This is a genomic window from Enterococcus sp. AZ088 (assembly GCF_051714845.1).
In the GTDB taxonomy this organism is placed as follows: Bacteria; Bacillota; Bacilli; order Lactobacillales; family Enterococcaceae; genus Enterococcus; species Enterococcus faecalis.
Map to the genome: position 1 here is coordinate 54415 of NZ_JBIOSQ010000002.1, position 24807 is coordinate 79221.

The window sequence follows — 24807 nt, forward strand, 5'->3', positions numbered from 1 at the left end:
TTGTTAAATTAAAGAATGGAGCTGAAAAGAATGGAAACCATCGCAAGAAAAATCGGCAATTCTGTAGGAGCAATTTTCCCAAAAGATATCTCTCCAGAAGTTGGGGAAGCCTTTACTATTTTTAAAGTAGGTGACACGTATATTCTAAAACCTAAAAAAGAAGATATTTTTGAAAAGAAAGAAGCGTGGGAAGGTTTTAGAGAGTCTTTAACAGAAGAAGATAAAGAATGGGACACTATGAAGCTTGAAGGGGAAGAATATTAATGTATACACCAAAACAGCGTGACATTATTTGGTTAGATTTTGACCCTTCTAAAGGTAAAGAGATAAAAAAACGAAGACCTGCATTGGTTGTCAGTAAAGATGAATTTAATGAACGGACAGGTTTTTGTTTGGTCTGTCCCATAACGTCTTCTAAAAGAAGCTTTGGGACATATATTTCTATAAAAGACCCACAAAAAATTGCAGGAGACGTTGTTACACATCAATTGCGTTCGGTGGATTATACGAATAGAAATGTAGAAAAAATAGAGCAATGTGATGTATTAACATGGATTGATGTTATTGAAGTCATAGGTATGTTTATTTGAGTACAGAGTTAATAAAATAGACAGGAAAAAGCAATCTAAGAAAGAATTCTTAGGTTGCTTTTTTTTGTAAAAAAATACAAGAATGCGAGGGAAAATAATGAAATCAATGCCTCAATGGTTAATGATTGGTTGTTGTGGTTTATTATTAGGGATAGGAGGAACCTTCTTCTATACAAAGAAAATATTGGCACCACAAGAAACAAAAATCATGCAAAACTATGAAGAAAAAAACAAGCAATTAGAAGAAGAATTACAGTCGTTAAAGGAGAAAAAAGCTAACGGAACAGCAGGAGAAGTTCCGATTCCGAAACATACTTATTCACATAGAGAATATAAAAATTTAAAAGCGATTGGAGAACAATTTAGGAAAGCCTATTATGATATTTCTACCGATACGGCAGAAGAAAAATTAAAAAAATTATCGGAAATATGTGAACCCAAATTAGCAAAAACGTTACGTCCTGCTTGGGTAGATGACTACAAAGATAGCTTCCGAATTGAACAAGAAACAGTAAGTGAACAATACTATGTTCAGCTTGATGGCATTACTGGTAAAGCAAGAATGATTGGTTGTCTGGTTGTTTCAACGAAACACGGAAGTGCGCAAGCATTTGATGTGAAATATATCGATCAATTTACGTTAGAAAAAGACGAAAATAATCATTGGAAAATAAAAAAATTTGAAGAACAAATTGCTTCACGAGATTTTCCTACTAGCTATTTTTCTAAGGAGTGAAACGAATGTTTGACAAGATAAATGAATGGCAAGAACGTATTGAAACATTTCGAGAACAAGTCCAATCGAAGGAAAAAAAGCCTCGTAAAATACAGTCAAAATTACAAAAACATGCCTCAAAATTTTATATTTTGATGTGTGTTTTTACTATTTGTGGGTATCTATTTTTTAGCTTTTCAAGAAGTATTTTTAAAGATGATAGCCCTATGTTAGATACAGGAATTGGCGTGGCAAGTAAAACAAAAATCGGGTCTAGTGAAGTTGAAATTTTATCACGAAAAGTAAATGAGGATAGTGGGTATGGAGAAGTTCTTTTTTCTATAGAAGATGGGAACGACCAGGTGCATAAAAATTATGTTGCTTTCGCAGGAGAAAGCAAAAGTAAGCAACAAATAAAAACCGATTTACAAGAAATTTCAACGGGTTACTACTTACTGAAATTGAATGGCATACCCAAAGAATGGAAAGAAATTATTATTGATTTTGGGTACAACGAAGAGAAAAAAGCGCCAACTTCTATCGAACAAATTGAAGAGGAAGCAGAAGAAAAACAAAAGAATCAATCGCAACAAACAACGTTTTATTGGGACGTTAGAAAAAGTAAAAACAGTCCTGACTTAAAAGAAAAACCAAAAGAAAATTATGAATTAGAGGTCATTAAAATTGAAGAAAAAGAGGTAGGAAAACAACAAAAATTATTAGCGGAAAACAGTAAAAAAATTGATGAAGAAATGAAATTAATTGAAGAAAAAATAGCTACTGAAAAACAAGAATTGTTCTATAAAGTTGGGGAGGAAAAAGAAGATGGAGAAGAAATTGTTAGAGGGTTGGAAAGAGAAAAAGAAACCTATTTAGAAACCAAAAAGAAGATAGCTGAGGAACAAGAATTATTAGAGGAAAAAGCAGAAAAATTAGCTGAAAAGCGAAATAAAATAACAAATAATTAATCATTTTACACCTATTAAAAACGTAGTATGTGTCTATTAGAAATGTATTATGTTTGTAGTATGAATGTAGTATGTGTCTATTAGAAATGTAGTATGTCAAAAGCACAATTACTGTAAAATCAATAAATACGTATCTATTAGAAATGTAGTATATATGTATTATGAATGTAGCATGTATGTAGTATGAATGTATTATGAGTGGGCAAAAATGTACTACACCGGAAAGCCTTGCACTGCAAGGCGGGACACCCTGTGTGTCCCCCATTTCCCCTTATGCTCTTACAAGAAGAGTGGCGATTAAGCAAACTGCTCAGAACTAGAAAGAAAAATAACGAAGGTACCACAAAATAATATGAAGGGGACAGAAATAAAAATGGAAGGGAACGTGATAAAAGTGTCAGAAAAAACGGTGTTAACAATACGAGATATAGATAAAGAAACGTGTAAACGTTTGGTAAAAGTAGCAAAGGAAAAAGGGTACAGTGGACGAGATGAAATGTTACGTGACATTCTGAAAAAAATTGCCTATGAAGAGTTTCAATTAGAGACAGAAATTCGTTATCAAGCTTTTACAAAAGATGTAGTTGAAACGATGCAATTGGGCATGGAAATTTTAGCAATGAAAATGCTTGAACCAGGAAAAACTTTTGACGAAATGGAGAATGAAAAATGACGAAAAACACTTTAGAAGTAAAGAAATCAACAAGTATTTATATGTCAGCAAAAACGAAAGAACGGTTGGATCAGTTGGCAGACAAATTACATTATAGTTTAGGAGATACGATTGAGTTCCTATTGGATATTTCTGAACGAACAACGATGAATCAATCTGATGAATTATTGGCCACACAAAATCAAACGAAAAAAATGGTTTCGGTGATTGAAGAGCGGACAGAATTATTTATGGTTTTATTCAATGCAATGACTGATTTTATGCAACTAGAAATCAAAGAAGGGGAAGAACATGCAGCGTTTATTGAAGCGAAAGAGCTAGTAAAAAAACGACAAGAAAGTAGAAAAACAGAAGCGATTAATAAAAAGAAATATTCTCAAGTGACGGGAAGAAATGACTAAGAAAACAGCAGGCATTATCTTGACGAGTGCGTTTGTTATGCCTGGTTCCAATACGTATCAAGCTTACTTGGATTATATGGAAAGAAATGAAGCCACTCGTAATGAACAATTCGATCGTTTTAATGCTTTTTCTACACAAAATTTTATGGACAGTATTTCTGCTATTGATGGCGGAGGAGAAGTGATGTTTTCGACTTATAACGATTATATGTCGAATCCAGAAAAAACCTCTGCACTGTTTACAAAAAATTATGATCAAACACCAGAAAACGAAGTTCACCGAATGAAAAAATACTTTAGTGAGGCACAAGAAAATCGCTCACCTTTATGGCAATTAGTCTTTAGTTTTCGTAATGAATGGTTAATTGAAAAAGGTTACTTAGATGAGAAAACCAATCATTTAAAAGCGCAATATATTTACCAAGCTACTCGAAAGGCCGTAGCTGAATTGGAAAAGAAAGAAGGATTGAAAGGTGAATGGACAGCGGCCATTCACTACAACACAGATAACCTTCATGTTCACGTAGGTTATGTTGAAAAAGAACCGACAAGAGAATGGATTAATTATATTCATCCAACAGAGCCTCACAAATCAGGTTGGCAATATAAAGGGAAATTTGCGCAAAAAAATATCACAGCGACAAAACGTGCTTTCGTGAATGAATTAATGCAAAATAAAGAACAATTATTGTCATTGCAGACCTACCTAGATTATCAAAAAAGATTAGCAGAATCGTGTCAGGAACAATTCACACAAGGGCAGTATGAACAACGCTTTGTTCAACTCATGGAAAAACTTCCTCGCAATCAATATTTTTGGAAATATGGTTTTGCGGAGCGCCACCATTTTAAACCAGAATTGGACCGATTAATTGATTTATTTCTAGAAACTGATGGCAAAGAATTGATGGATAAAATTCTTCCACGTTTAAAACAAATTTCTGATGATTATGAAGAAGTATATGGGAATCCAAGAAATAAACCTACGTATTATGATCAACAACTTTACGGAAAAAATAGTTTGTATTCTCGTATAGGAAACTTAATTTTATCCGAAGCAAAAAAACACCCTGAATTATTCAGAGAAACACCACGAACTGCTTCTTTGTCAGCATTAATTGAAGAAGAAAATAGAGGAAGAGATAGTCCAAACGAACAATTTTTAACAGAACAACAAATAGTAACAGAGGAGGGGGGCTTTTCTGAAGGCTATGCGTCGTTAGAGGCTTCTATGCCAAGTGAAGAATCAGAATCTTTAATTGATGTACAAAGTGAAAAGCCTCTCTCAGAGCTGTCCACAAATAAAGAAGAGTGGACAGAAGAAGAGCAACGGATGTTTTCGTCATTAGAGGCAGAGCAGCCAATGGATAACGAAGAAGAACAGATAACAGATCAACAAACAGAGGCAAAAAAAGAAGAAACACCATTAACTCAAGCATTAGGCACGTTGAATCGTTTTTTTGAAAACCGTGAAGCTACAAGAGAAGAGCGAAATCAGAATATTATACGTCAAATGGAATTAGAAAAAGAAACCGCTATTAAAGAAAAGCGAGGGGTTTATTTCCATAAAGTAAATGATGAGGATTTGGCAGAACCCGTGAGTATATTTGAACATGGAAAATTAAAGAAAAAGATTATCTTACCTAGCAACAATCGTGCGGAATATGTGTCAATGCATGAAGGGCCTTCTAAGAAGATAAAAAGCAACTTAGAAAATTATTCAAGTACAAACCAACGGTCAATTTTGAACCAAAAACCAGAAGCAACGTATGTGTTAGGAGAAGAGCGTTGGCAACTGAAGAATCGTCGAATAAAAGAGTCAGAAAAAGACAAGCCTATTTTATTAATTGGCCTAAAAAAGGAAGGAGAAGAGAGTTTTCGTTTTGAAAAAAAGAAGGTTTATGATTATTCTCAGACAGAAGAGATTCCTATAAAAGAACGAAAAAAAGATGAAACGATAGAAAAAGGTGTATTGTCCAAAAAGCAACCTTCGGCATTCCGCTCGACAAATGTAGGATTCAATAAGAATCACTCGAAACAAAGTGATTATGAATTTCGAAAACAGATGTATCATTTACGGAAAGCGTGCCAAAATAGTTTACAAAATTACTTAAATGAAAAGGCGTATCGAGAGTTAGAACATTCAATCGGTACAGAAATGATTTTTTAATAAGCAACCATTGTGTATTAGAAGATAGCTGAAGCTATCTTCTTTTTTTTATTTATCAAAAAGAAAAGAGGAAACAATATGCAAAAAGAAGTATCTAATTTTGATTTTTCAGATTTTTACGATGAAGGATTTGAAAAAACAAGCAATATTCGTCAAGCGATTTATGTTTTTCAAGATGGTTCAATGTGGAATGGTTATTCTGAGGGAGGAGGTGGTTATATTAGAGATGTAGATCATGGGTCTATTGAAGCCTTTTTTAAAGACACGTCAATTGATAGATATCACCCTGAATATCATTCGATGGTTTTGAGCGAACTAGTGCAAGTCGTACCAGAAACGCAAACGGTATTAACATTAGAAACCAATAATTACTCAGAAGAACAATTAGAAATGTTGCAGCAATTTGAACAAGAAGGATTTTCTATAGAAAAATTAGAAAGTTCTATTTCAGAAGAACAGGAAAAGTATGTACCGATTCAAACATCAGAAGGAATGTCTGAAGTTTTTGAAAGAGAAACAAAAGAACCTCTTCCAGAAGAAGTAAGACCATACATTGAAGAATATGTTCGCTTTATTTCTCATGAAAGTTATTATACGTATGATGAAATGGGAAATGAGTATGAAGAATATCATATTAATGGACATAGTTTTTATGTGCAACAAGCAGAGTATGAGGTGTCAAAATGGGCATTAGATGAAGAATTGATTGAAAGCTTAATGGATGGAAGTATTCGTCTTGCTGATGCTTACACAGAAAAATATATGGCGAAACTATCTCCTGAAGCAGAAAAATTTTGGAAAAAAAGTATAGAAGAAACGAATTCTCAGAAAATATTAGAAGAAAAAGTAAAACAGGCCTCTATCGAATTAGAAGAAAATATTATGGAATTAGACGATAAAGAATTTTGGGAAGATTTACAGTCAAGATATGACTTAACAAAACTTGAAGATATAGAAAAAGCACAAGAAGAAACTGAACAGCGATTACTTGAAGAGGATGAAGAAGCTAAAGAATTAGCTGAAATAGAAAATGAAATGTGGGAGGCATATGAACAACAACAGGAGGAGAATATATATTTACAAGAAGAACTAGGAATTGCTGCAACTGAACAAAAAGTGGCTCAGCATGAGATGGAACAAGGACTATCTTTTTAAAAAGTATTTTTTGTAGCATAAAATGAAATTTCCCTGCTTGACTAATCATATGTGTTAATATATGATTTGTTTGAGCGGGAGTAATGAAAGGAAGACTAGATTTGCACCCAACGAAACAAAAAAAGCTATTAAGTTTGTATGATGAAACTTTTTTACAGGTCACTAAAACAGAACAAAACTTTTTTAATTTTTTGAAGCAAAGTAGTTATTTGCATAAGTATTCGATAGATGAACAGCTTTGTATTCATGGACAAATGCCACAAGCAAAGTATTTAGCTGATTTTGATACCTGGATACGAATAGGACGATTTGTTAAAAGAGGGCAAAAAGCAATATGTGCTTTACGATTCAATGAACATAGAGTTCAAGGGCTTTACTTTTTTGATGTGTCTCAAACGTATGGTAAAAAAATAGATTTTCCAGATTATACTTTGTCAGAGCAAGAATATAGTCAGTTATTTACTATCGAACAGGTAAAAAGTAAAATAGCTGAAATTCAGAATTATAGTCATTTGTCGCAAGCTGAGAATCGTTTAGCGGAAGTAATTGGTAAAGAATTAATCCGGTATAAAACAATACAATCTTTTACAAAATCTATTGAATGGAACGTGGATTTACAAGATTTGAATAAATTTGTTCCAATTATGCAAGTTGCGAATGAAATGAATCGTGTCGTAAGTAAAGAAATTTTATTATTAAAACAAGAAGAAAGGATGAATAGCAATGAGTATGACATACAAGGAGAACGAAGCTGGAGTACAGATTCCTCAAGTCACATATCCCGACAACAAACCACTGGGGAGATTCGGGAAAATAGCGGTAGAGAATTTGAAGAATCGAAACAGGTCGGAATACGTGATAAAAATGATGGACGGCAGCTTGATGAGTTACGGCCACGAAATGGAACAAAAAATGTGGAATCGAATCAGCGAATTGGAGAATCAATACGAACAACAAGCGCCGTTGACGAAAGAACAACAGAAAGACTTGATGACCGCAACGAAAATTCGGAATCAGTATCGACAACAAGCAACGGAAGTAGCAATGAAGGAACTGCTCAACTAGACGAAAATACGGCCATGTCGTTGTTAAAAGAGGAACTCCTTCAAGGAACAGGAACCGAGCATGGTAAGTATCGGGTTGTTCATTTTTTCAATAATGTAAAATCGCAGTCGTTACGTATTAAATTCTTAAAAGATGAATATGGATACTATGGCCATGCAGGACCAAATCAACCTCATGTGTCGTATTCTTCAAAAGGTGTTTCTATTGATGATATACAATATAGTTGGAAACAAGTTACGCAGACGTTGGACGAACTTATTCTCACTAATCAGTATTTAATTGGTGGAGAAACTATTGGTTATCAGCAATATAGAAGTACGTTAGATGATGATACATTCATAAAACAAAATAAAACGAAAAACAATAGCGAAAACTCTGAACAAGAGCTTTCGCTATTTGATTTTGCTTCAGATAATGTTGAAGCAGAAAACATATCAGACACTACAATAACAGGAAATTCTTCTCTTGAAGAAGAGCAAGCTTTGCAAGAAACAGGACAAGCATTCTATTTTCCAGAAACAGAACATTTTTATGATACGAAACCGAAAGAGAAAATTCGAAATAATATAGCAGCTATTCGATTATCAAAAAAGATTCAAAAAGAAAATCGATTAGCAACTCCTGAAGAACAAGTGATTTTAGCTAAATATGTTGGCTGGGGTGGTATTGCGAAAGTATTTGATACACGTTCTGACAACTATGAAAAAGAACGAGAAGAATTACGTTCTTTAGTAACTGAAAAGCAATATAAACAGATGCGAGAAAGTGTACTGACTGCTTACTATACAGACCCAATGATTATTAAAGCAATGTATCAAAAAGTACAAGCATTCGGGTTCACAGGAGGAAAAATTTTAGATCCCGCAATGGGTACGGGAAACTTCTTTTCTGCTTTACCAGATACTTTAAAAGACCAATCCGAATTGCATGGAATTGAATTAGATGAAGTTACTGGAACGATTGCAAAACAATTGCACCCTGAAGCTGACATAAAAATCAAAGGATTTGAAGAAGTAGGGCCTTTAACAGATCAGTATGATTTAGTCATAAGTAATGTTCCTTTTGACCAGCAAAAAGTGACGGATAGTCAGTTTGAACGACGTTATTCTATCCACAATTATTTTTTAAGAAAAGCCATTGATAGTGTACACGATGGCGGAATAGTAGCCATTATAACGTCTACTAATACGTTAGATAATTTGACTGGAGATATACTTCTTGATGTCAGTAAAGAGGCAAAATTACTTGGAGCAGCAAGACTTCCAAATAATGCATTTAAAAAGATTGCAGGAACAGAAGTGACCACAGATATTTTATTTTTCCAAAAAGATGTCTCATGGGCTGCTACCCAAGCCTATTCACCTAATTGGTGTTTTGTAAAAACAGGAAAACAAGGAGCAATCTGGTATAACAATTATTATCACGATCACCCTGAACAAGTTTGTGGCCAGTTTGAAATAAGACACCATCATGGGAATACATTGTCGGTTGTTTCGTCAGGTACACCACTTGATGTGCAATTGAAACAAGCGTTTGAGCGCATAGAAGGTCGTTATTTTGGTGAGAGAAAAATAGTCGAAGAAATAGAAAAAGCGGATATAGTGGAAAAAGAGCCGCTTTCTATTGACGAAATTCCGTTATTTACACATGAACTCATTGATAATCAAATCTATTACAATGATTCTAATGAAATCGTGAAAGTTGATGTATCAGGGAAAGCATTTGATAAAATGAAACGATTAATTGATATTCGTAATACGTTATTGGATGTGATTGCGATTCAACGAGAAGTTGACTATGATACAGAAACGTTGAAAGAGTTACAAGAAAAACTAAATCAATCTTACGATTCGTTTGTTGAAAAGTATGGATCCATTAATGAAAATCAAAAGGTTTTTGTGAAAGATGATTATTTACCGTTACTTCGCTCGATTGAAGTGCTTGAAAAAGATGGAAGTATTACTAAGTCTGAAATATTTACTCAAGCGACGATTCGACCTAAAAAAGAGATTAAGAGCGTTTCTTCTGCTTTAGAAGCGTTACATGCGTCTTTGGGCAATCGTTTAAAGATTGATTGGGCATATATGTCTGATATCTATTCCAAACCTGCAGAAACGATTTTAGAAGAATTAGGGGAGAAAGTATTTCTTGAACCAAATTTATATAATGAATCCAATCTTTTTGGGGAAGGATGGCAAGAAGCAGAAGAATATTTAAGTGGTGATGTGAAAACAAAATTACTTGAAGCAAAAAGAGCGGCAGAAAAGCACCCAGATATTTTTGAACGAAATTTTAAAGCATTACAAGAAGTACAACCAAGTCCAGTTAAAGCAGGAGACATAGAATTTTCGATTGGAAGTTCATGGATACCAACAGAAATGTACCAGAAATTCATGTATGAAACTTTTGAAACGAGACCTTATTATATCAACTATGATGTGATTAAAATTGAAAAAGACTCTCTTTCGGTTCGTTATTTTATTAAGGGAAAAGGACAAGATAAAAGCGCCGTTGTTACCAATCAATATGGAACAAAGCGTGCGTCTGCGTATAGTATTCTTGAAAATAGTTTAAACCTAAAGAAAGTTGAAGTGAAGGACAAAATAAGAGATGGAGATAAATACAAATATGTATTGAATCCAACGGAAACTGCCTATGCACGTTCCAAGCAAGACCAATTAGAAGAGGTATTCCGTTCGTGGGTGTTTAAAGATGAAAAACGGTTGGAAAAACTGCAAGAAATTTATGAAGAGCGATTTAATCGAATTGTTCCAAGAACGTATAATGGCGATTATTTAGTATTTTCAGGCTTAAATGAATTGTATGAGTTACGGCCCCACCAAAAAAACGTTGTCGCGCGTATTATTCAAAATGGTCGTGCATTGATGGCACATACGGTAGGTGCAGGGAAAACATTGTCTATGATTAGTGCGGGAATGTTAATGAAAGAGCAAGGCTTAATTAATAAACCGCTATATGTTGTGCCGAACCATTTAACCAATGAATTTGGGAATGAACTATTGCGTTTTTATCCAGCGAAAAAGGTTTTAATTACAACTAAAAAAGACTTTGAGAAAAAGAACCGCCAAGCCTTTATCTCAAAAATTGCTGTGGGGAATTACGATGCCATAATTATTGGCCATTCGCAGTATGAAAAAATTTCCCTTTCTCCAGAAAGACAAAAAGAAATGCTGGAAGAAGAAATTGCCCAGGTATCAGACGCAATTGCTACGTATCAAATGGAATCTGATGAAGATAGCTGGTCAATCAAGCAAATGATTGCCTTTGAAAAACGTTTAGAAGAACGTTTGGAAAATCTAAATAAATTAGATAAAAAAGATAAGCAAGTCTATTTTGAAGATTTAGGGGTTGATTTTCTTTTTGTAGATGAAGCACACCAATACAAAAATTTGTACAGTTATACCAAATTATCGAATGTTGCAGGTGTGAATTCTTCAAACAGTTTAAGAGCTAGCGATCAAGAAATGAAATGCCGCTATTTGCTAGAAAAACATAATAACAGAGGGGTAGTATTTGCAACAGGAACTCCCGTATCAAATTCGATGTCGGAGTTGTATACGATGCAAAAATATTTACAACCAGATGTGTTAAAACAATATGGGGTGTATCATTTCGATGCGTGGGCGTCTACATTTGGTGAGATTATTTCTTCTTTGGAAATTACTCCTGAAGGCACAGGTTATCAGATAAAAAATCGATTTGCGAAGTTTCATAATTTACCAGAACTTATGCAAATGTATAATTTGATTGCTGATATTCAAACTAAAGATATGCTAAATTTACCTGTACCAAAAATGAAAACAGGAAAGGCACAAGTAATTGTGACAGAGCTGACAACATATCAAAAAGAAAAAGTCGCTCAATTAGCGGAACGTGCAGAACGTATTCGTGCAAAAGAAGTAACGTCCGACGTTGATAACATGTTAAAAATTACGAATGAAGGAAAACTTATGGCGCTTGATCCACGCTTAATGGACGATTATGATTCTAAATGTTATCCAGTTGAAGAATTGAAAGAAACAAAAGTTGCTGCATGTGCTAATAAGGTATTTGAAATCTGGGAAAATTCTAAAGAAAGAAAATCTACTCAAATGATTTTTTCAGATTCAGGAACACCTAATCCGCAACGGTTTAATATCTACGATGAATTAAAATTACAGCTGATTGAAAAAGGGATTCCAGCAGAAGAAATTGCTTTTATTCATGATGCTAAAAACGAAAAACAACGTGAAGAGATATTTGATGCTATGCGTGAAGGTGAAATTCGTGTCTTATTAGGAAGTACGAGTAAACTTGGTACAGGAACAAACGTGCAGAGAAAATTAATAGCCTGTCACCATGTCGACTGTCCATGGCGTCCTTCTGATATCGAACAACGTGATGGTCGAATTATCCGTCAAGGCAACGAAAATGAAGAGGTTGAGATTTATCGGTACGTCACAAAAGGCTCTCTGGATAGTTTCTTATGGCAAATTCAGGAGCAGAAATTAACGTTTATCAACCAAGTTATGACAGGAAAAGCCGTAACACGTAGCTGTGATGAATTGTCAGATACGGTTTTGGAAGCGGGAGATATGAAGGCCATTGCTTCAGGAAATCCAAAGATTGCTGAAAAAATGAAATTAGATAATGAAATTGCTCGTTTGAAAATGATGCAACGAACATTCATTAATGAAAAAGAAGGCTTAAAATGGCAAATTAAACATGAATTACCTGCGAGAGTCAATTCTTTAAAAGAGACAGTAGCTAAGCTAGAAGAGGACAAACAGTTAGTAGAATTACCTGCAAACCAAGAATTTTCAATAACTATCGATAATCAAACGTTTACTGAACGTGCAAAAGCAGCAGAAAAATTGGATGAACTTTGTACTTTGTATAAAAACACGGAGAACTTTACTGAGATTGGTGAGTATCATGGGTTTACAGTAGAAGTAAGAAAAAATTTCCACGAATATGGAAATGTAGATATCCGTATGGTTGGACAATCCAATTATATTGTGAGTAATGCTCTTGGAAATGGATTAGGTGGTATTAGAAAAATGGAAAATGAGCTACAAAGAATACCAAGCTACTATGCAGATACCATAAATAAACTAGAAATCGTAGAAGATCAATTTTCTAAAGCGAAAGAGCGACAACAAGGTGAATTTCCTCAAGAAAAAGAACTGGAGGAAAAACTAGCGTTACAAGCTCAATTAAATCAAGAAATTCAAACGACTTTAGAAAGTGAAAAAACAACTACAGCATGTAAGGAATTTGAACAACCAAACCTTGAATTAGAATACTAATAAAAAAGCCGTCACAATCAATGTGATGGCTTCTTTGTAGGTTGATTTTTTTGTCGGTTTTGTATCTTCTTTGCATAAGCTTCTACGTCTTGTTTTAAAAATAAACGCACGGTTCCAGAAGGTGTATTACCCTTTTTTTCAACAAAGGGTAATAATTGTTTAGTATAAACAGATTGAGTAAATGCATAGCTACTTTGCTTAGTGATAGCCATGGCTTCTGTTCTGTTTAGCAAATTTTCTTGACACCATTTTTGATAATGTTCAAGTTTTTCTTCGTTCAAAATACCACTCCTTTCAGTTTATGAAGTAGATTTTTTCAGCTGTTTTGTTTTGAAACATATATAGAATGAAAAAGTCGCTTAATTTCTTTTTACTATAACACAAAATATCTGTATATAATAAATTTATAAAAAATACGAAAGAAGGAATGACATATGATGAATAATGTAACTTTAATTGGTAGGCCAACAAAGGACCCAGATTTACGTTATACAGCTAGTGGAACAGCAGTTGCAACTTTTACACTAGCAGTGAATCGTAATTATACGAACCAAAATGGTGATCGTGAAACAGACTTTATCAATTGCGTTATTTGGCGTAAGCCAGCTGAAACGTTAGCGAATTATGTTAGAAAAGGAACGTTGATTGGAATTTCAGGAAGACTTCAAACTCGAAATTATGAGAATCAACAAGGACAACGAGTTTATGTTACTGAAGTTATTGTAGAAAATTTTTATTTATTAGAATCGCGTTCACAAGCAGAAGCACGGGAGCAAAAACAAAAAACAACACAAAATTCTACGACCAATAATCAATTTTCTTCAACTGCTTCTAATGTGGATAATAACGATCCATTTAATGGTAATCCTATAGATATTTCAGATGATGATTTACCATTTTGAGTTCTTTTTCAAGGAACATCCATTTTAATAAACAAGAATGAAAAACGCCTGAAGAATTCAGGCGTTTTTCTACTTAATAAAGCGAGGAAATATAATGAAAAAAAGATATAGCATTTGGATATTTTTAATTTCGTGTTTAAGTATTTTTTTATTAGTCGGGTGTAGTGTGCAGAAATCTATTAATAATTCTTTAGAACAAATAGAGCGGTCAGTCCAGCACTCTAATCTCAAAGATAATTCTTCAGAAAGAATAGCTGTAGATTTTGTTCGACATGTGGATGGGGATACGAGTGTTTTTCTTGTAAATGGCAAGGAACAAAAAGTGAGGTATTTATTGATAGATACTCCTGAGACAATGAAGCCGAACACGCCTGTTCAACCATTTGGTAAAGAAGCCAGTAATCGAACAAAAACATTGTTAAGTAATGCGAAAGAAATTCAGCTAGAATTTGATGAAACGAATAAAACAGATCTCTATGGTCGATTATTGGCGTATGTGTTTGCGGATGGACAGTTGTTGCAGGAAATATTAGTAGGCGAGGGCTTAGCAAAAATTGCTTATGTGAAAAACAAAGAAGCAAAATACCTAGAACAGCTAGAAGAAAAACAAGCTTTAGCCCAGCAACAACATTTAGGTATATGGAGTAAATAAAAATATGTATAGAATATTTATCTATAGATGAGGGTGTAAAAAAAGAGAGAAGATTATTGACAAAAAACAAAGTTAATGGTAAATTTGATATGTAAACAGGTAACTTGAGTACTCTGTTCGGCAACGATGAATATAGTGTGCTGGAATGCATTGTATTACTGAGCCATAGTAGGGTTGTGTGTGGACACCTCAAACCAGTAAAGAAAACACTCATTAATTGTATCCATTATGAAGGAATTCGTAAGAATTCCTTTTTTTTAGGAGAAACAATATGTGTGATCAATTATTTAATGCAGCACAAAAATTCAATATTTTAATGGAAAGAGAGTATCATTTTCTTTTGGGGCGTAAAGGGAAGTCTAAAACTGTGAAACTTAACTTTTGTGCAGAAAATTTTTTTCATTTAGTCGGTATACACAAACTGAATGATATAAATCAAAGTAAATTAAGGGCAAAAGAATTTTTTTTTAAAGCTTTAGCAAAAAAGATCACTTTAGAAGATTTAGGTAAATCTTCTAAAATTAATACTATCATGGATAGATTATATATTGTTGAAAATTTAGATTTAATTTTGGCACAAAATAATGAATATTTTCAGTTTAGAGAAAAGGTAATATTAAATAGTAAAATTAATTGGGATTTGTTAATAGAATTTTGTACAGATGAACTTGAAGGATACCTTTTTTTGGATGAGTATAGAAGGAATAAAGGAACTTTTTTTTGTTGTAGCTGCTTTTCTAAAGATAGAAATGATTATGCTTTTAAGCAAATAAGGTGGACATTACTTAAAGTAGAATATATTCAAAATGGAATTGAATTGCCAATACAAGTTTATAAAAGTAAATCTTATAAAGAGTAATTTTTATTGATTTATTTAATAAATTAATTAATCTATATGTAAAAAATTATCAAAACACCAACTTGTTATCTTGTTATTAAGTTGGTGTTTTGATAATTTTTTTGAGATTAGGAAAATTTAAAGTAAAACTATAAGAGAAGTATCAAAAGAACTACAAAAGTAAGTTTGTTTGGAATATAATTAATCATAGTTAACTAAAATAAGATTAGGAGTATTAACTTTGGAAAAGAAAGTAGTTATTTTAGGTAATGGTTTTGACTTAGCGTGTGATTTAAAATCTAGATATAGTGATTTTTTTGAGAACAGAATTGATGAAGAGCTAGTATGTTTATTAAATAGTACGTTTAATGACTTTAAAGATAGATTGAGCGTTGATGGGCTTGGATTTAAGATGATTTTTGAGATTGGAGATTACAAAGAAAATAAAAATTCTGAACAGTTTTATATATGGGCGAATGAAACATATAATAAACTTAAGGAAAGTAAACTTACTTTTTGGGATTTAGTTTTTTATTTCTTTGGTAATAATAGTAATGATTTGCAATGGCAACATGTAGAACAAAGAATGTTAGAATTTTTAAATACTCCAAAAGAGCTAGTAGAAATTCCAAGTCTAAATTTGATTCTATCAGCACTAAAGCATAATTCTCGTCGTAAAGCAAATATAAAAACATTATTTTGTTTGCATTTAGCTTTTTATTTATCTGGTGGCGAAAAAATTTACGATCAAGCAGAATTAATGGATTATCTGCATAAAGAATTACGTTCATTTGAAAAAGGTTTTTCAGAATATATAAAATCTGTTGAAAGTGATGAATATAGAAGAAAGGCTTGTAAACTTTTGTTAGATATAACTAATGCTACTACAGTACCTAAAATCGAAGATGTAGTATTTAGTTTTAATTATACAAATCCTTTCAATGTTTATAATCCAAACCTCTCTGTAGTAAATGTTCATGGTACGGTTGAAGATGATAATATAATTTTTGGCATTGATCAGGAAAGAATTGATCCTAATTTAGATATATTTAGATTTACTAAAACATTTAGACAAATGACGGAAACAAAATTGGCTACTAAATATGAACAAGAAATCTTACCTTCCAGAGATGAAGTAACTGAGATTGCTTTTTATGGACATTCTTTAAGTAGTTTAGATTATTCGTACTTTCAAACGATTTTTGATTATTATGATTTATATGGTAGTAAGGTCTTATTAGTTTTTTATTATAAAGTATATAAAGGAATAACTAAGGAAGCTATGGAATTAGATTTAGCAGATAAGATAAGTAAATTGTTATACAGTTATTCTGAAAGTATTGATAATGTAAAAAGAGGTAAAAATTTAATGCATAAATTATTACTAGAAAAAAGATTATTTATTAAAGAAATAACTTCTGAAAGGTGATGTTGTATTTATGGAGGTAACATTTATTTATCTAGATACACCTTGTAGAGATTTAAACGAAAGCAATATAACTGATTTATACACGGTGAAAAAAGAGTTAGCTGATGATGACTCTGTTACGGATATGGCCAAGGAGGTAGCCAAGGGTTATATTAACTGTAACCTAGGTCATGTTAGGGAGACAGAAAGAGATATTTCTGTTATTCTTTTTTTTAAGCCAGTAGATGGACAAGATATTTACAGTACTACCCCTGATTATTATTTTAATGAAAGAGATGAAGTAATATTTTTCGATTTTAATGAAAAAATAAAACACAATTGGACACTAAAAGAACTTAAAAAACTGAAATATAAGGAACATATAAAAAATGATATTTCTGTAGTATATGTAGCTATTCCCCAAGGAATTGGGGCAGGTTTTCTTGAAGAACAAATAATATTATCTATAAAATCTTTTATTTTTGAAAGGTTTATGGGGATGCTTGTTTCAGGAGCAAAAAGTACGCTAAAATCACGTATTTCTAAAATAAAAAACAAAGATATTCAAAAAATAGCAGAACAATGGGTAAAAAAACAGGGCTTGCGATCTGCAAGACAATTACGACTGTTTATTGTAAACAAAGGAAATTGGGAACTTAGCGAGTTAGCAATTAATTTGAACATTACTCAGGAACAGGCAATGCTCCTTTTGGAATCTTTAGGATTTGAATTACAAGGTAATCAATATATACCTAGTTATTCTGAAAAAGCGATTCAAAGAAGACTAGAGTGGGAAAAAAGAGAAAATCTACAATTGACAGAATAATTATTGATATTAGAGTTTTAATATTTTTATTGTTACTTATTTCTAATTGAAAAAAATCGGGTCAGAAACTAAGTTTTTGACCTCTTTGGTTTTTCGTGCTATACTTGGAACTATCTAGTGTCAAAAACTTATGTTCATAAAAGGTGGAGAAATTTTGTCTATTTATGGTTATTCAAGAGTGAGTACTAGTAATCAAGATTACAAAACCCAGATTCAAAAACTAGAACAAGCTGGAGCAGAAAAAATCTTTAGTGAAAAATATACGGGAACAAAAAAAGAAGGAAGAAAAGAATTAGAAGAACTACTATCTATTGTAAAACCTGACGATAAAGTTTTAGTGACGAAAATTGATAGGCTGGCTAGAAGTATTGTTGATTTAAATTCGATTATCTCTTCTTTAAACAATTCAGGAGTGACTATCACCTTCTTAGATAATGCCCTAACCTTTGAGCCAAATAAAAGTGATTCTATGCAAACATTAATGATGAACATGTTGGGGAGCTTTGCGCAATTTGAAAGAGATTTAATCGTGACGAGAACGCAAGAAGGGAAACAGTGGCATCGAGCGAACAATAAAAATTATCGAGAAGGACGTCCGAAAAGAGTTCTAAATGATAAATACAAACATGCACTAGAGTTAATGGAAACAAACAGCATGCGAGAAGTGGAAAGGAAAACAGGTATTTCTTTATCTACTCTCAAACGAATCAAGAAACAAGCAAAGGAAGAACAGTTATTTAATGAGAAATAATTCAGGAGTAGTTATTATGGAAAATAGAGAGAAAATTATTCAGTTGTTGAAAAATTCTTTAGTAACAGGTTATGGTATGGAGATACTGTCAAATGGGCGACTCTATTCTGCAAATTATCAAAGATACAAAAAACGCGTCGAAAAAGAAAAAAAGCCAATGGTTATTTTTGATACGATGTCAGTAAAAGTGGAAAAACTATTATTAGAGTTGGCCGAAGAAGTATTACGAGTGCGACCTAAAACAAAACAAGAATATAGAGAAATGGTTGTAAGATATAGTTTTAGAAACGGAGAGATTTAAGATGGTTGTTCGAAAAAAATATGATCACTGGGGAATAGAAATTACTACGTGGAATAAGACAAATGTAGTTGCTTATGTTGCTTGTGATTGTGGCCAATTGGCTAGAAGAGAGTTGGGAAAATATAATCATTTTAAGTGTAGTAGCTGTAAAAAAGAATATAAATTAAGCAATGGTTCTTATATAGAAATAGGTGCAGGAAAGAATTAAAACACTTTTAAAAACCATCATGAATTAGATCAAAGTAGATAATTCATGATGGTTTTTATTGGAAATAAAAAGAAGAGGTACATTTGAATTCTTTTTATGATAAATATAAAAACATGAAAGAAGTGTGAACAGTGAATACAGTAGTTCCTCTAAAAGATAAACGGTCAATAAATAAAATGAAAAAAAGTTTGCGTAAAGGGAGATATGGTGAGCGAAATGTGCTTATATTTTCTATGGGAATTAATACAGCCTATCGTATTTCGGATTTGAGAAATCTAAAATTATCAGATGTAGCAATGATAGAAGAAAATAAAATAGTGATTAAGAATAGATTGTCTTTAAAAGAACAAAAAACAGGGAAGTACAATTCTGTTATATTATCAGACCAATTACGAGAAGAACTTGAGATTTATATCAATAAAAATTTTACAGAATATGTAAATAATGATGAGTTAGAGCATTATCTTTTTCCTAGTGGAAAAGGGATAGATAGACCAATGAATCGTCAAACATTATGGGCCATTTTAAACCGTGCAGCAAGTGAAAATGGAATCTCAAATATAGGTAGTCACTCTATGAGAAAGACATTTGGTTATTTTTTATATAAAAACAAAGTACCTATAGAAATTATTCAGGATTTATTAAATCATTCTTCCCAAAGAGATACATTAAGGTATATAGGGATTACACAAGAAGATAAAGATATAGCTGTTATGAGTTTAAACTTATAAAAATATAAAAGTACAAAACAGAAGAATAAAAACCATATTTACAATTTTTATTCTTCTGCTTTGTGGTTCTATGAATGTATATCACAATTTTTTTGTTTTTTATGAATAATAGAGTCTTAAAAAAATAGTAACAGTTTACAGGACTTTGAACTAAACAAATGAACTGTTATGAGTAAAAATAAAACATATTTTTTACTTTATGTTTGAAAGAAAACCAGTGAAAAAAGGGAGCCAAATTGAGAAAACCAGTATAATAATGCTTACTTTTTGAAGCGTTGTTAATTTTTTTCGCTCAGTTTTAAAACTAAAGAGTAATAAAATGCTACTGAAAAAGCTTATAAAACTTGAAAAAATGTATATGAAATCGGACATTTGTTACCTCCAAAATAGTGTTAAATTTTATTTTGAATGGAAAAAAACAAAAGAGTGAATTAGCTCTTGAATGACTAATTCACTATGTGTTCAACCTAAAAAAAATATAAAAGGTTTTTCAACAAAAATCAATAGTTTTTTTGTTAAAGAAAGAATTAAAATAGTCGATATTATTTTTTAGAGATAGGGTGTTAAAAAAGTTAGAATCTATAGGAAACTATTCATAAAAAAGGTTGAATACTTGTAAATAGGGATGATAAAATTCTTGGTAACAAGATTTCTTACATTCTTAATTCATGCTAGAATACTAGAGGCTTATAATTTGTAAACTTTTTAACTCCTACCTCTAGTTTTTGTGCATGAAAAGTAGTATTGTATTTTGAGTTCTAGTTAAAAACTAATACTAGATAATAGGAGATCTCATTTTTAAATAATTTATTATACAAAAAGAACTAGGTTATTTTTGATAAGTAACTTAGTTCTTTTTTAGTAAATAAAAATGGTTATTATAAACTATTTTTTTCTGAATATTAATATAAAAAACACTAGGTAAATGAATAAAACCTAGTGTTTTTGTGGAGTATTAATGATGCATTTTTGAATAGACAAAGTATAACATGTTTAAATTAGAAGCAAAGTTCCATTTTAAGAGCTTTTATTCTGCCAATCGGAAAAAGAAACGTAAAATTTTATTTTCGCTTTTCGTAGTCAGCATATTCGTAGGGAAAATGGTTAATAGAAGCATAAGAATATTGATAGTAAAATCTAAAAATGTAACTAGAATATTGTTTCCTAATGTAATATTTTCTTTGCTTCCTTCTATGAAATCAAAATTATAAACATAGCTATAAGTTCCTTGAGCCATAAAAAGTATAAAAGCTAAAAGATACAGACAAAGAGTTCCCCAACCTGTCAAACCGACATCACGAATTCGACGGACATTTAAGGCTAAGCTTGGAATAATTATGAATAAGATAAAGATAGAGACTACAATTAGCAGCCGTTTTAAAGCCTCCGCAGAAGAAGAAACAAACATTGAAAAAAAGAAAAACATTCCTAAAATTAAAGTTATTATAGTTAATAGAATAAATGCAAGTATAACCCACCAATAACCTGCACGTGTTGTTTGTCCTTTAAAATCGAAATACCCTAAAAAAAAGTCTTTGATTGCTTGTTTAAAAGATACTTTACCTTTTTGTTCAATTTTAGTCAAAATAATCCCTCCTGAAATTAGATATTTTATCAAAAAAGATTTCACTATATTGTATTATGAGGTGCAATATTTTTTAAAAGGGTTGTAATTCTATTTTTCATTATATAAGTATACTTAAAAATATATAGAATATGAAAAATAACAGCAATAAGAATATCCACCCAAAAGACTGGTGTGTAATATTTAATTTCAATTTACAAATCGAAAAAAAGTTGTTTATAATGACAAGTTAGAAATTGTTTTAGTTTTTTTGTATAATTTTTCCTAAAGATAGAAAAAAACAATGAAAGAGACGTAAGAAACTACCCAAATAAGTTCAACCAAAATTAGTGAAAGTTTAAGTATAAATGAAACATCTACGTCTGTTGAAAAAACGCCTCTGTATAACAGATACAAGGGCGTATAGTGTAAGTAAATGTAGTTGTTTTAGAATTTTTGGAAAAACTCTATGGTAAAAGGTAAACATATACAACAAACAAGTACTATAATATTGATTTTTTGCATAGTAGTTAAGTCTTTCCAGCTTTCTTTAAATGTAAATAAAAGTAGAATGCTACTAAAAAAACCAATGAAGCTTAAAATAATGCGAACAGTGTCCATATTATCCCTCCTTAAATTTATTTACTAAGAGAATTTACCAAAATTTTGATTCTATTTCAATAAATGATAAATATAATGAGAAAATCCTAATAAAATGATAACAGCCTACAATATTTTTTTATTGAAAACTATACCTTCCTTTTTTTAACCATAAAAGTATATTTTAGTTATTATATCTCTTTTGTTTTGATACTGAACTATTTAAACCAAAGTTGATCTAAAAATCCTGAAAATATAAAAAAACTAATACAAATGGCGTGGAAGGTTAAAAATATTGCAAGTGCGTGGGTCAATTTATTTGATGGAATTTTTTTTCTGTTTTTTTTCTTGAAACGTAACCAAGCATCTGTTAAGCAAATCAAAGTTGCATGATATACTCCGTACATAATGTAATACCAGGTTAAACCGTGCCATATCCCCATAATTAAAAATAAAACAAAATATCCAATATTTGAAGCTACAATTTTGCTTTTGAACATGTTCTTTTTCATTAAAAAGAACATTAGTCGCATATATACATAATCACGGAACCAAAAAGATAAAGTCGTGTGCCAACGATTCCAAAATTCTTTTATATTCCAACTTAAGAAAGGCTTATTAAAATTCATAGGAGTATCATACCCCATTAAATAACTTGTTCCTACTGCAAATAAACTGTATCCAGCAACATCAAAAAAAAGATATAAGCTATAAACATACATATAACCTAAAGCCCACAATGAAATACCGTCTTGTGCTAAAGCAATTTCTTTAACATATTGTAAAAGTTCATATAAATAATAACTAATAATGAATTTGTATAAAAAGCCTAAAAATAAACAAAAAATACCTCTATCTAGAAAGTCTAAATATTTTTCTGTATTGGGCGGACTTGTTAAATCTTTTTCAAAACGCCGATATCTATCAATTGGACCAGAAGAGATTGTTGGAAAAAAAAGTAAAAATTGAATGTAATGCCATGGATAGTATTCTTTAATCAATCCATCGCGCAAGTCGATATTTACTTGGACAGCTTTAAATGTTAGATAAGATATTCCTAAAAAGCCTATTGGAGTTTTCTCTAGCATAAATGGAGAAATTTTTACTAAGATAAGTGGCAAAATATTTAGAAAAATGAAAAGATAAAATATTTTATTTTTATTCTTATTCTTTCGATAAGTAGCATAAGTCCATGTCAATAGTGTTTGATAGATAGTATATACAATTATAGTTATACCTTGTTGCCATCGATGACCACCAAAACTTATATAAAGAAAAAGTAAAGTTATTAATGTTTGATACCAAGACCATCTTTCTCCTTTAAACATTAATGTTAAGATTATTGGTATCAATGCTATAATCAATAATACAAAATAAAATGGGGTGTAATATGGTACCATATGAGGAAAATTCATCACTATATTTCCACCAGTCTTTCATAGTTTTTTTCATCTATTAATCATAGTTAATAAAAAAAATATTTCCATATATAAGTCTAACGATTTTCTTACATTGTTGTAACATTTAGTATATCTAAAAAAACAATAGTGAGAAAAGAAGAATATTATACTGAAACGATTGCTTTCAGTAGGGTTATAATTCTATTTTGCATTACATAAATATACTTAAAAAATAGTAATAAGAATATCAGCTCCAAAAATTGGAGTGTAAAAAGTAGTGTATTGAATTCTTTATAGAAACGAATCTTACAGTTCATTATTCTGCATCGTAACTAAAAATTCTCAATAAAAAATACACTATAAAAAAAATTGGTTGGAATAGTGTAAAATACTGTGATATTTTTAATAAAATATACTTACCACTGAGTATATTTGAATAGGGTAATAGAAAATATGGTTGTTTGTCACTATATGGAGGTTGTTTATAACAACAGATGTAAAGTTTAAATCAAAGTCAATAAAATAAATGTGTATTTATTTTTTTAATGATTGCAAATAAGTTAAAGAACTACAAATTGATATTGTTGTATAAGCTATTTATTAGGTAAAAAACAATGAAAGAGACACAAGAATTTTTTGTCTCTTTTTTTATTGTTCATAGTTTTCAATTAGAAGCGAAACTTCTCTCTTTTGTAAGATATACTTCTATATATATAATTACTAAAAAATAATATTTTTTTCAATAGAATTAAATAAAAAACTGAAAAAAATCTCTTTTTATAAATCAAACTCTTACATATCAAGTGAAAATAACAATAAAATAACAACTTTTTTAGTTTATAAAAAAGACAAAAAATTCTTGTGTCTTTTTTTATAGGAAAACTTTAATCAGGAGGAGATATGTTTGAAGAAATTTTATCAGTTAGCAGTAGGAATTAGTTTGCTAAGCGTGCTAGTAGGGTGCGGAACCAAAGAAATAAAACAAGCACAATCAACGCAAGAAACTACCAAAACAAGTTCAACTAAAATTAGTGAAAGTTTAAGTACGAATAAAACGTCTACATCTATTGAAGAAAAACAAAGTAATGGTGCAATTTCTAAAGATTTATCTAAAAATTGGTATGATAATCAAATACAAATAGATAGCCAAGTATTGACTATGCCTATAGAATTAAAAGATTTGAATAAGTTAGGTTTTGAATTGAAATATTCAGATCCTTACGTATTAAACCCAAAAGATTCAGTTGCAGGAACACATTTAACAAATAAAAAAGGTAATACTATTTCTGGGACGTATTCAAATTTAACTGATAAAACAATTGATATTAAAGAGTCAAGTATGACATCTATTAATATAACGGATACTACAAATAAAGATTTAACAGTTTTCTTTCCGGGTGGTTTAACATGGGGGACTACTATCGAGAAGGTAAAGGAGATGTATGGAGAGCCCAAAGATGAATACACTGGAGATAGTGGTTTTGCAATTTTAACGTACCAAGAGGATACAGATCATTATGCAAAATTAACATTATCAAATGGAAAACTAAAAGGGTATGAATTATATATCTAATCTTCAG

The 24807-nt window shown here is 31.2% G+C and carries 22 protein-coding genes; 19 read left to right on the forward strand and 3 right to left on the reverse strand.

Annotated elements, in window-relative coordinates; genetic code table 11:
- The first annotated feature begins 30 nt into the window (after window positions 1-30).
- The 9 genes from IGL17_RS13450 to IGL17_RS13490 all read left to right on the forward strand — a co-directional run bounded on the left by IGL17_RS13450 (window position 31) and on the right by IGL17_RS13490 (window position 13046).
- Window positions 31-264 (forward strand): AbrB/MazE/SpoVT family DNA-binding domain-containing protein, encoded by a 234-nt coding sequence (locus IGL17_RS13450; RefSeq protein ID WP_014862336.1) that lies wholly within the window; start codon window positions 31-33, stop codon window positions 262-264.
- Window positions 264-590, forward strand: coding sequence for a type II toxin-antitoxin system PemK/MazF family toxin (locus IGL17_RS13455; RefSeq protein WP_014862335.1), 327 nt, complete (start codon window positions 264-266; stop codon window positions 588-590). The genes IGL17_RS13450 and IGL17_RS13455 overlap by 1 nt, the downstream gene beginning before the upstream one ends.
- A 97-nt stretch (window positions 591-687) precedes the next feature.
- Complete coding sequence (locus IGL17_RS13460) at window positions 688-1326, forward strand: hypothetical protein (protein WP_242384647.1); 639 nt, start codon at window positions 688-690, stop codon at window positions 1324-1326.
- A gap of 5 nt (window positions 1327-1331) precedes the next feature.
- Entirely contained in the window at window positions 1332-2273 is a 942-nt protein-coding gene (locus IGL17_RS13465) for a hypothetical protein (RefSeq protein ID WP_438724645.1), read from the forward strand.
- Window positions 2274-2667: 394 nt separating this feature from the next.
- Window positions 2668-2946 carry a hypothetical protein gene (locus tag IGL17_RS13470; RefSeq protein WP_438724644.1) on the forward strand — a complete coding sequence of 93 codons (279 nt, stop codon included), beginning with the start codon at window positions 2668-2670 and terminating at the stop codon, window positions 2944-2946.
- On the forward strand, window positions 2943-3347 hold the full coding sequence (locus IGL17_RS13475; RefSeq protein WP_016622190.1) for a hypothetical protein: 405 nt from the start codon (window positions 2943-2945) through the stop codon (window positions 3345-3347). The genes IGL17_RS13470 and IGL17_RS13475 overlap by 4 nt, the downstream gene beginning before the upstream one ends.
- Window positions 3340-5517, forward strand: a complete 2178-nt coding sequence (gene mobP2 / locus IGL17_RS13480; RefSeq protein ID WP_438724642.1) for a MobP2 family relaxase — start codon at window positions 3340-3342, stop codon at window positions 5515-5517. Before IGL17_RS13475 ends, mobP2 begins: the two co-directional genes overlap by 8 nt.
- A 78-nt stretch (window positions 5518-5595) precedes the next feature.
- A complete protein-coding gene (locus IGL17_RS13485; protein WP_438724640.1) occupies window positions 5596-6672 on the forward strand; it encodes a hypothetical protein in 1077 nt (358 codons plus the stop codon).
- 83 nt (window positions 6673-6755) lie between these two features.
- Complete coding sequence (locus IGL17_RS13490; RefSeq protein ID WP_438760361.1) at window positions 6756-13046, forward strand: SNF2-related protein; 6291 nt, start codon at window positions 6756-6758, stop codon at window positions 13044-13046.
- A 17-nt stretch (window positions 13047-13063) separates the two neighbouring features.
- Here the strand turns inward: IGL17_RS13490 and IGL17_RS13495 are convergent, their stop codons facing one another.
- Window positions 13064-13327 (reverse strand): hypothetical protein, encoded by a 264-nt coding sequence (locus IGL17_RS13495; protein WP_010817818.1) that lies wholly within the window; start codon window positions 13325-13327, stop codon window positions 13064-13066.
- A 153-nt stretch (window positions 13328-13480) separates the two neighbouring features.
- Here IGL17_RS13495 and ssb point away from each other — a divergent pair, with 153 nt between their 5' ends.
- From ssb to IGL17_RS13540, 9 genes are all read left to right on the forward strand, one after another.
- A complete protein-coding gene (gene ssb, locus IGL17_RS13500; RefSeq protein WP_010817817.1) occupies window positions 13481-13948 on the forward strand; it encodes a single-stranded DNA-binding protein in 468 nt (155 codons plus the stop codon).
- Window positions 13949-14042: 94 nt separating this feature from the next.
- Window positions 14043-14600, forward strand: coding sequence for a thermonuclease family protein (locus tag IGL17_RS13505; protein ID WP_438724635.1), 558 nt, complete (start codon window positions 14043-14045; stop codon window positions 14598-14600).
- A gap of 271 nt (window positions 14601-14871) precedes the next feature.
- Window positions 14872-15459: a PBECR4 domain-containing protein gene (locus IGL17_RS13510; RefSeq protein WP_057086840.1), complete on the forward strand. Its 588-nt coding sequence runs from the start codon at window positions 14872-14874 to the stop codon at window positions 15457-15459.
- A 220-nt stretch (window positions 15460-15679) separates the two neighbouring features.
- Entirely contained in the window at window positions 15680-16867 is a 1188-nt protein-coding gene (locus IGL17_RS13515) for an AbiH family protein (RefSeq protein WP_232035939.1), read from the forward strand.
- A 10-nt stretch (window positions 16868-16877) separates the two neighbouring features.
- Complete coding sequence (locus IGL17_RS13520) at window positions 16878-17672, forward strand: hypothetical protein (RefSeq protein WP_057086842.1); 795 nt, start codon at window positions 16878-16880, stop codon at window positions 17670-17672.
- A 130-nt stretch (window positions 17673-17802) separates the two neighbouring features.
- Window positions 17803-18423, forward strand: a complete 621-nt coding sequence (locus IGL17_RS13525) for a recombinase family protein (protein WP_289867758.1) — start codon at window positions 17803-17805, stop codon at window positions 18421-18423.
- Window positions 18413-18724, forward strand: coding sequence for a hypothetical protein (locus IGL17_RS13530; protein ID WP_438839754.1), 312 nt, complete (start codon window positions 18413-18415; stop codon window positions 18722-18724). Before IGL17_RS13525 ends, IGL17_RS13530 begins: the two co-directional genes overlap by 11 nt.
- A 1-nt stretch (window position 18725) precedes the next feature.
- Window positions 18726-18932 (forward strand): hypothetical protein, encoded by a 207-nt coding sequence (locus IGL17_RS13535; protein ID WP_010818055.1) that lies wholly within the window; start codon window positions 18726-18728, stop codon window positions 18930-18932.
- A 131-nt stretch (window positions 18933-19063) separates the two neighbouring features.
- The gene (locus IGL17_RS13540) at window positions 19064-19663 is read left to right on the forward strand and encodes a tyrosine-type recombinase/integrase (protein WP_192411281.1); all 600 of its coding nucleotides are present in this window, start codon (window positions 19064-19066) and stop codon (window positions 19661-19663) included.
- 1027 nt (window positions 19664-20690) lie between these two features.
- Here IGL17_RS13540 and IGL17_RS13545 read toward each other — a convergent pair.
- Complete coding sequence (locus IGL17_RS13545) at window positions 20691-21248, reverse strand: DUF805 domain-containing protein (RefSeq protein ID WP_181034000.1); 558 nt, start codon at window positions 21246-21248, stop codon at window positions 20691-20693.
- 797 nt (window positions 21249-22045) lie between these two features.
- A complete protein-coding gene (gene dltB / locus IGL17_RS13550) occupies window positions 22046-23245 on the reverse strand; it encodes a D-alanyl-lipoteichoic acid biosynthesis protein DltB (RefSeq protein ID WP_181034001.1) in 1200 nt (399 codons plus the stop codon).
- 886 nt (window positions 23246-24131) lie between these two features.
- Here dltB and IGL17_RS13555 point away from each other — a divergent pair.
- Entirely contained in the window at window positions 24132-24800 is a 669-nt protein-coding gene (locus IGL17_RS13555) for a hypothetical protein (protein WP_289867783.1), read from the forward strand.
- Window positions 24801-24807: the final 7 nt, after the last annotated feature.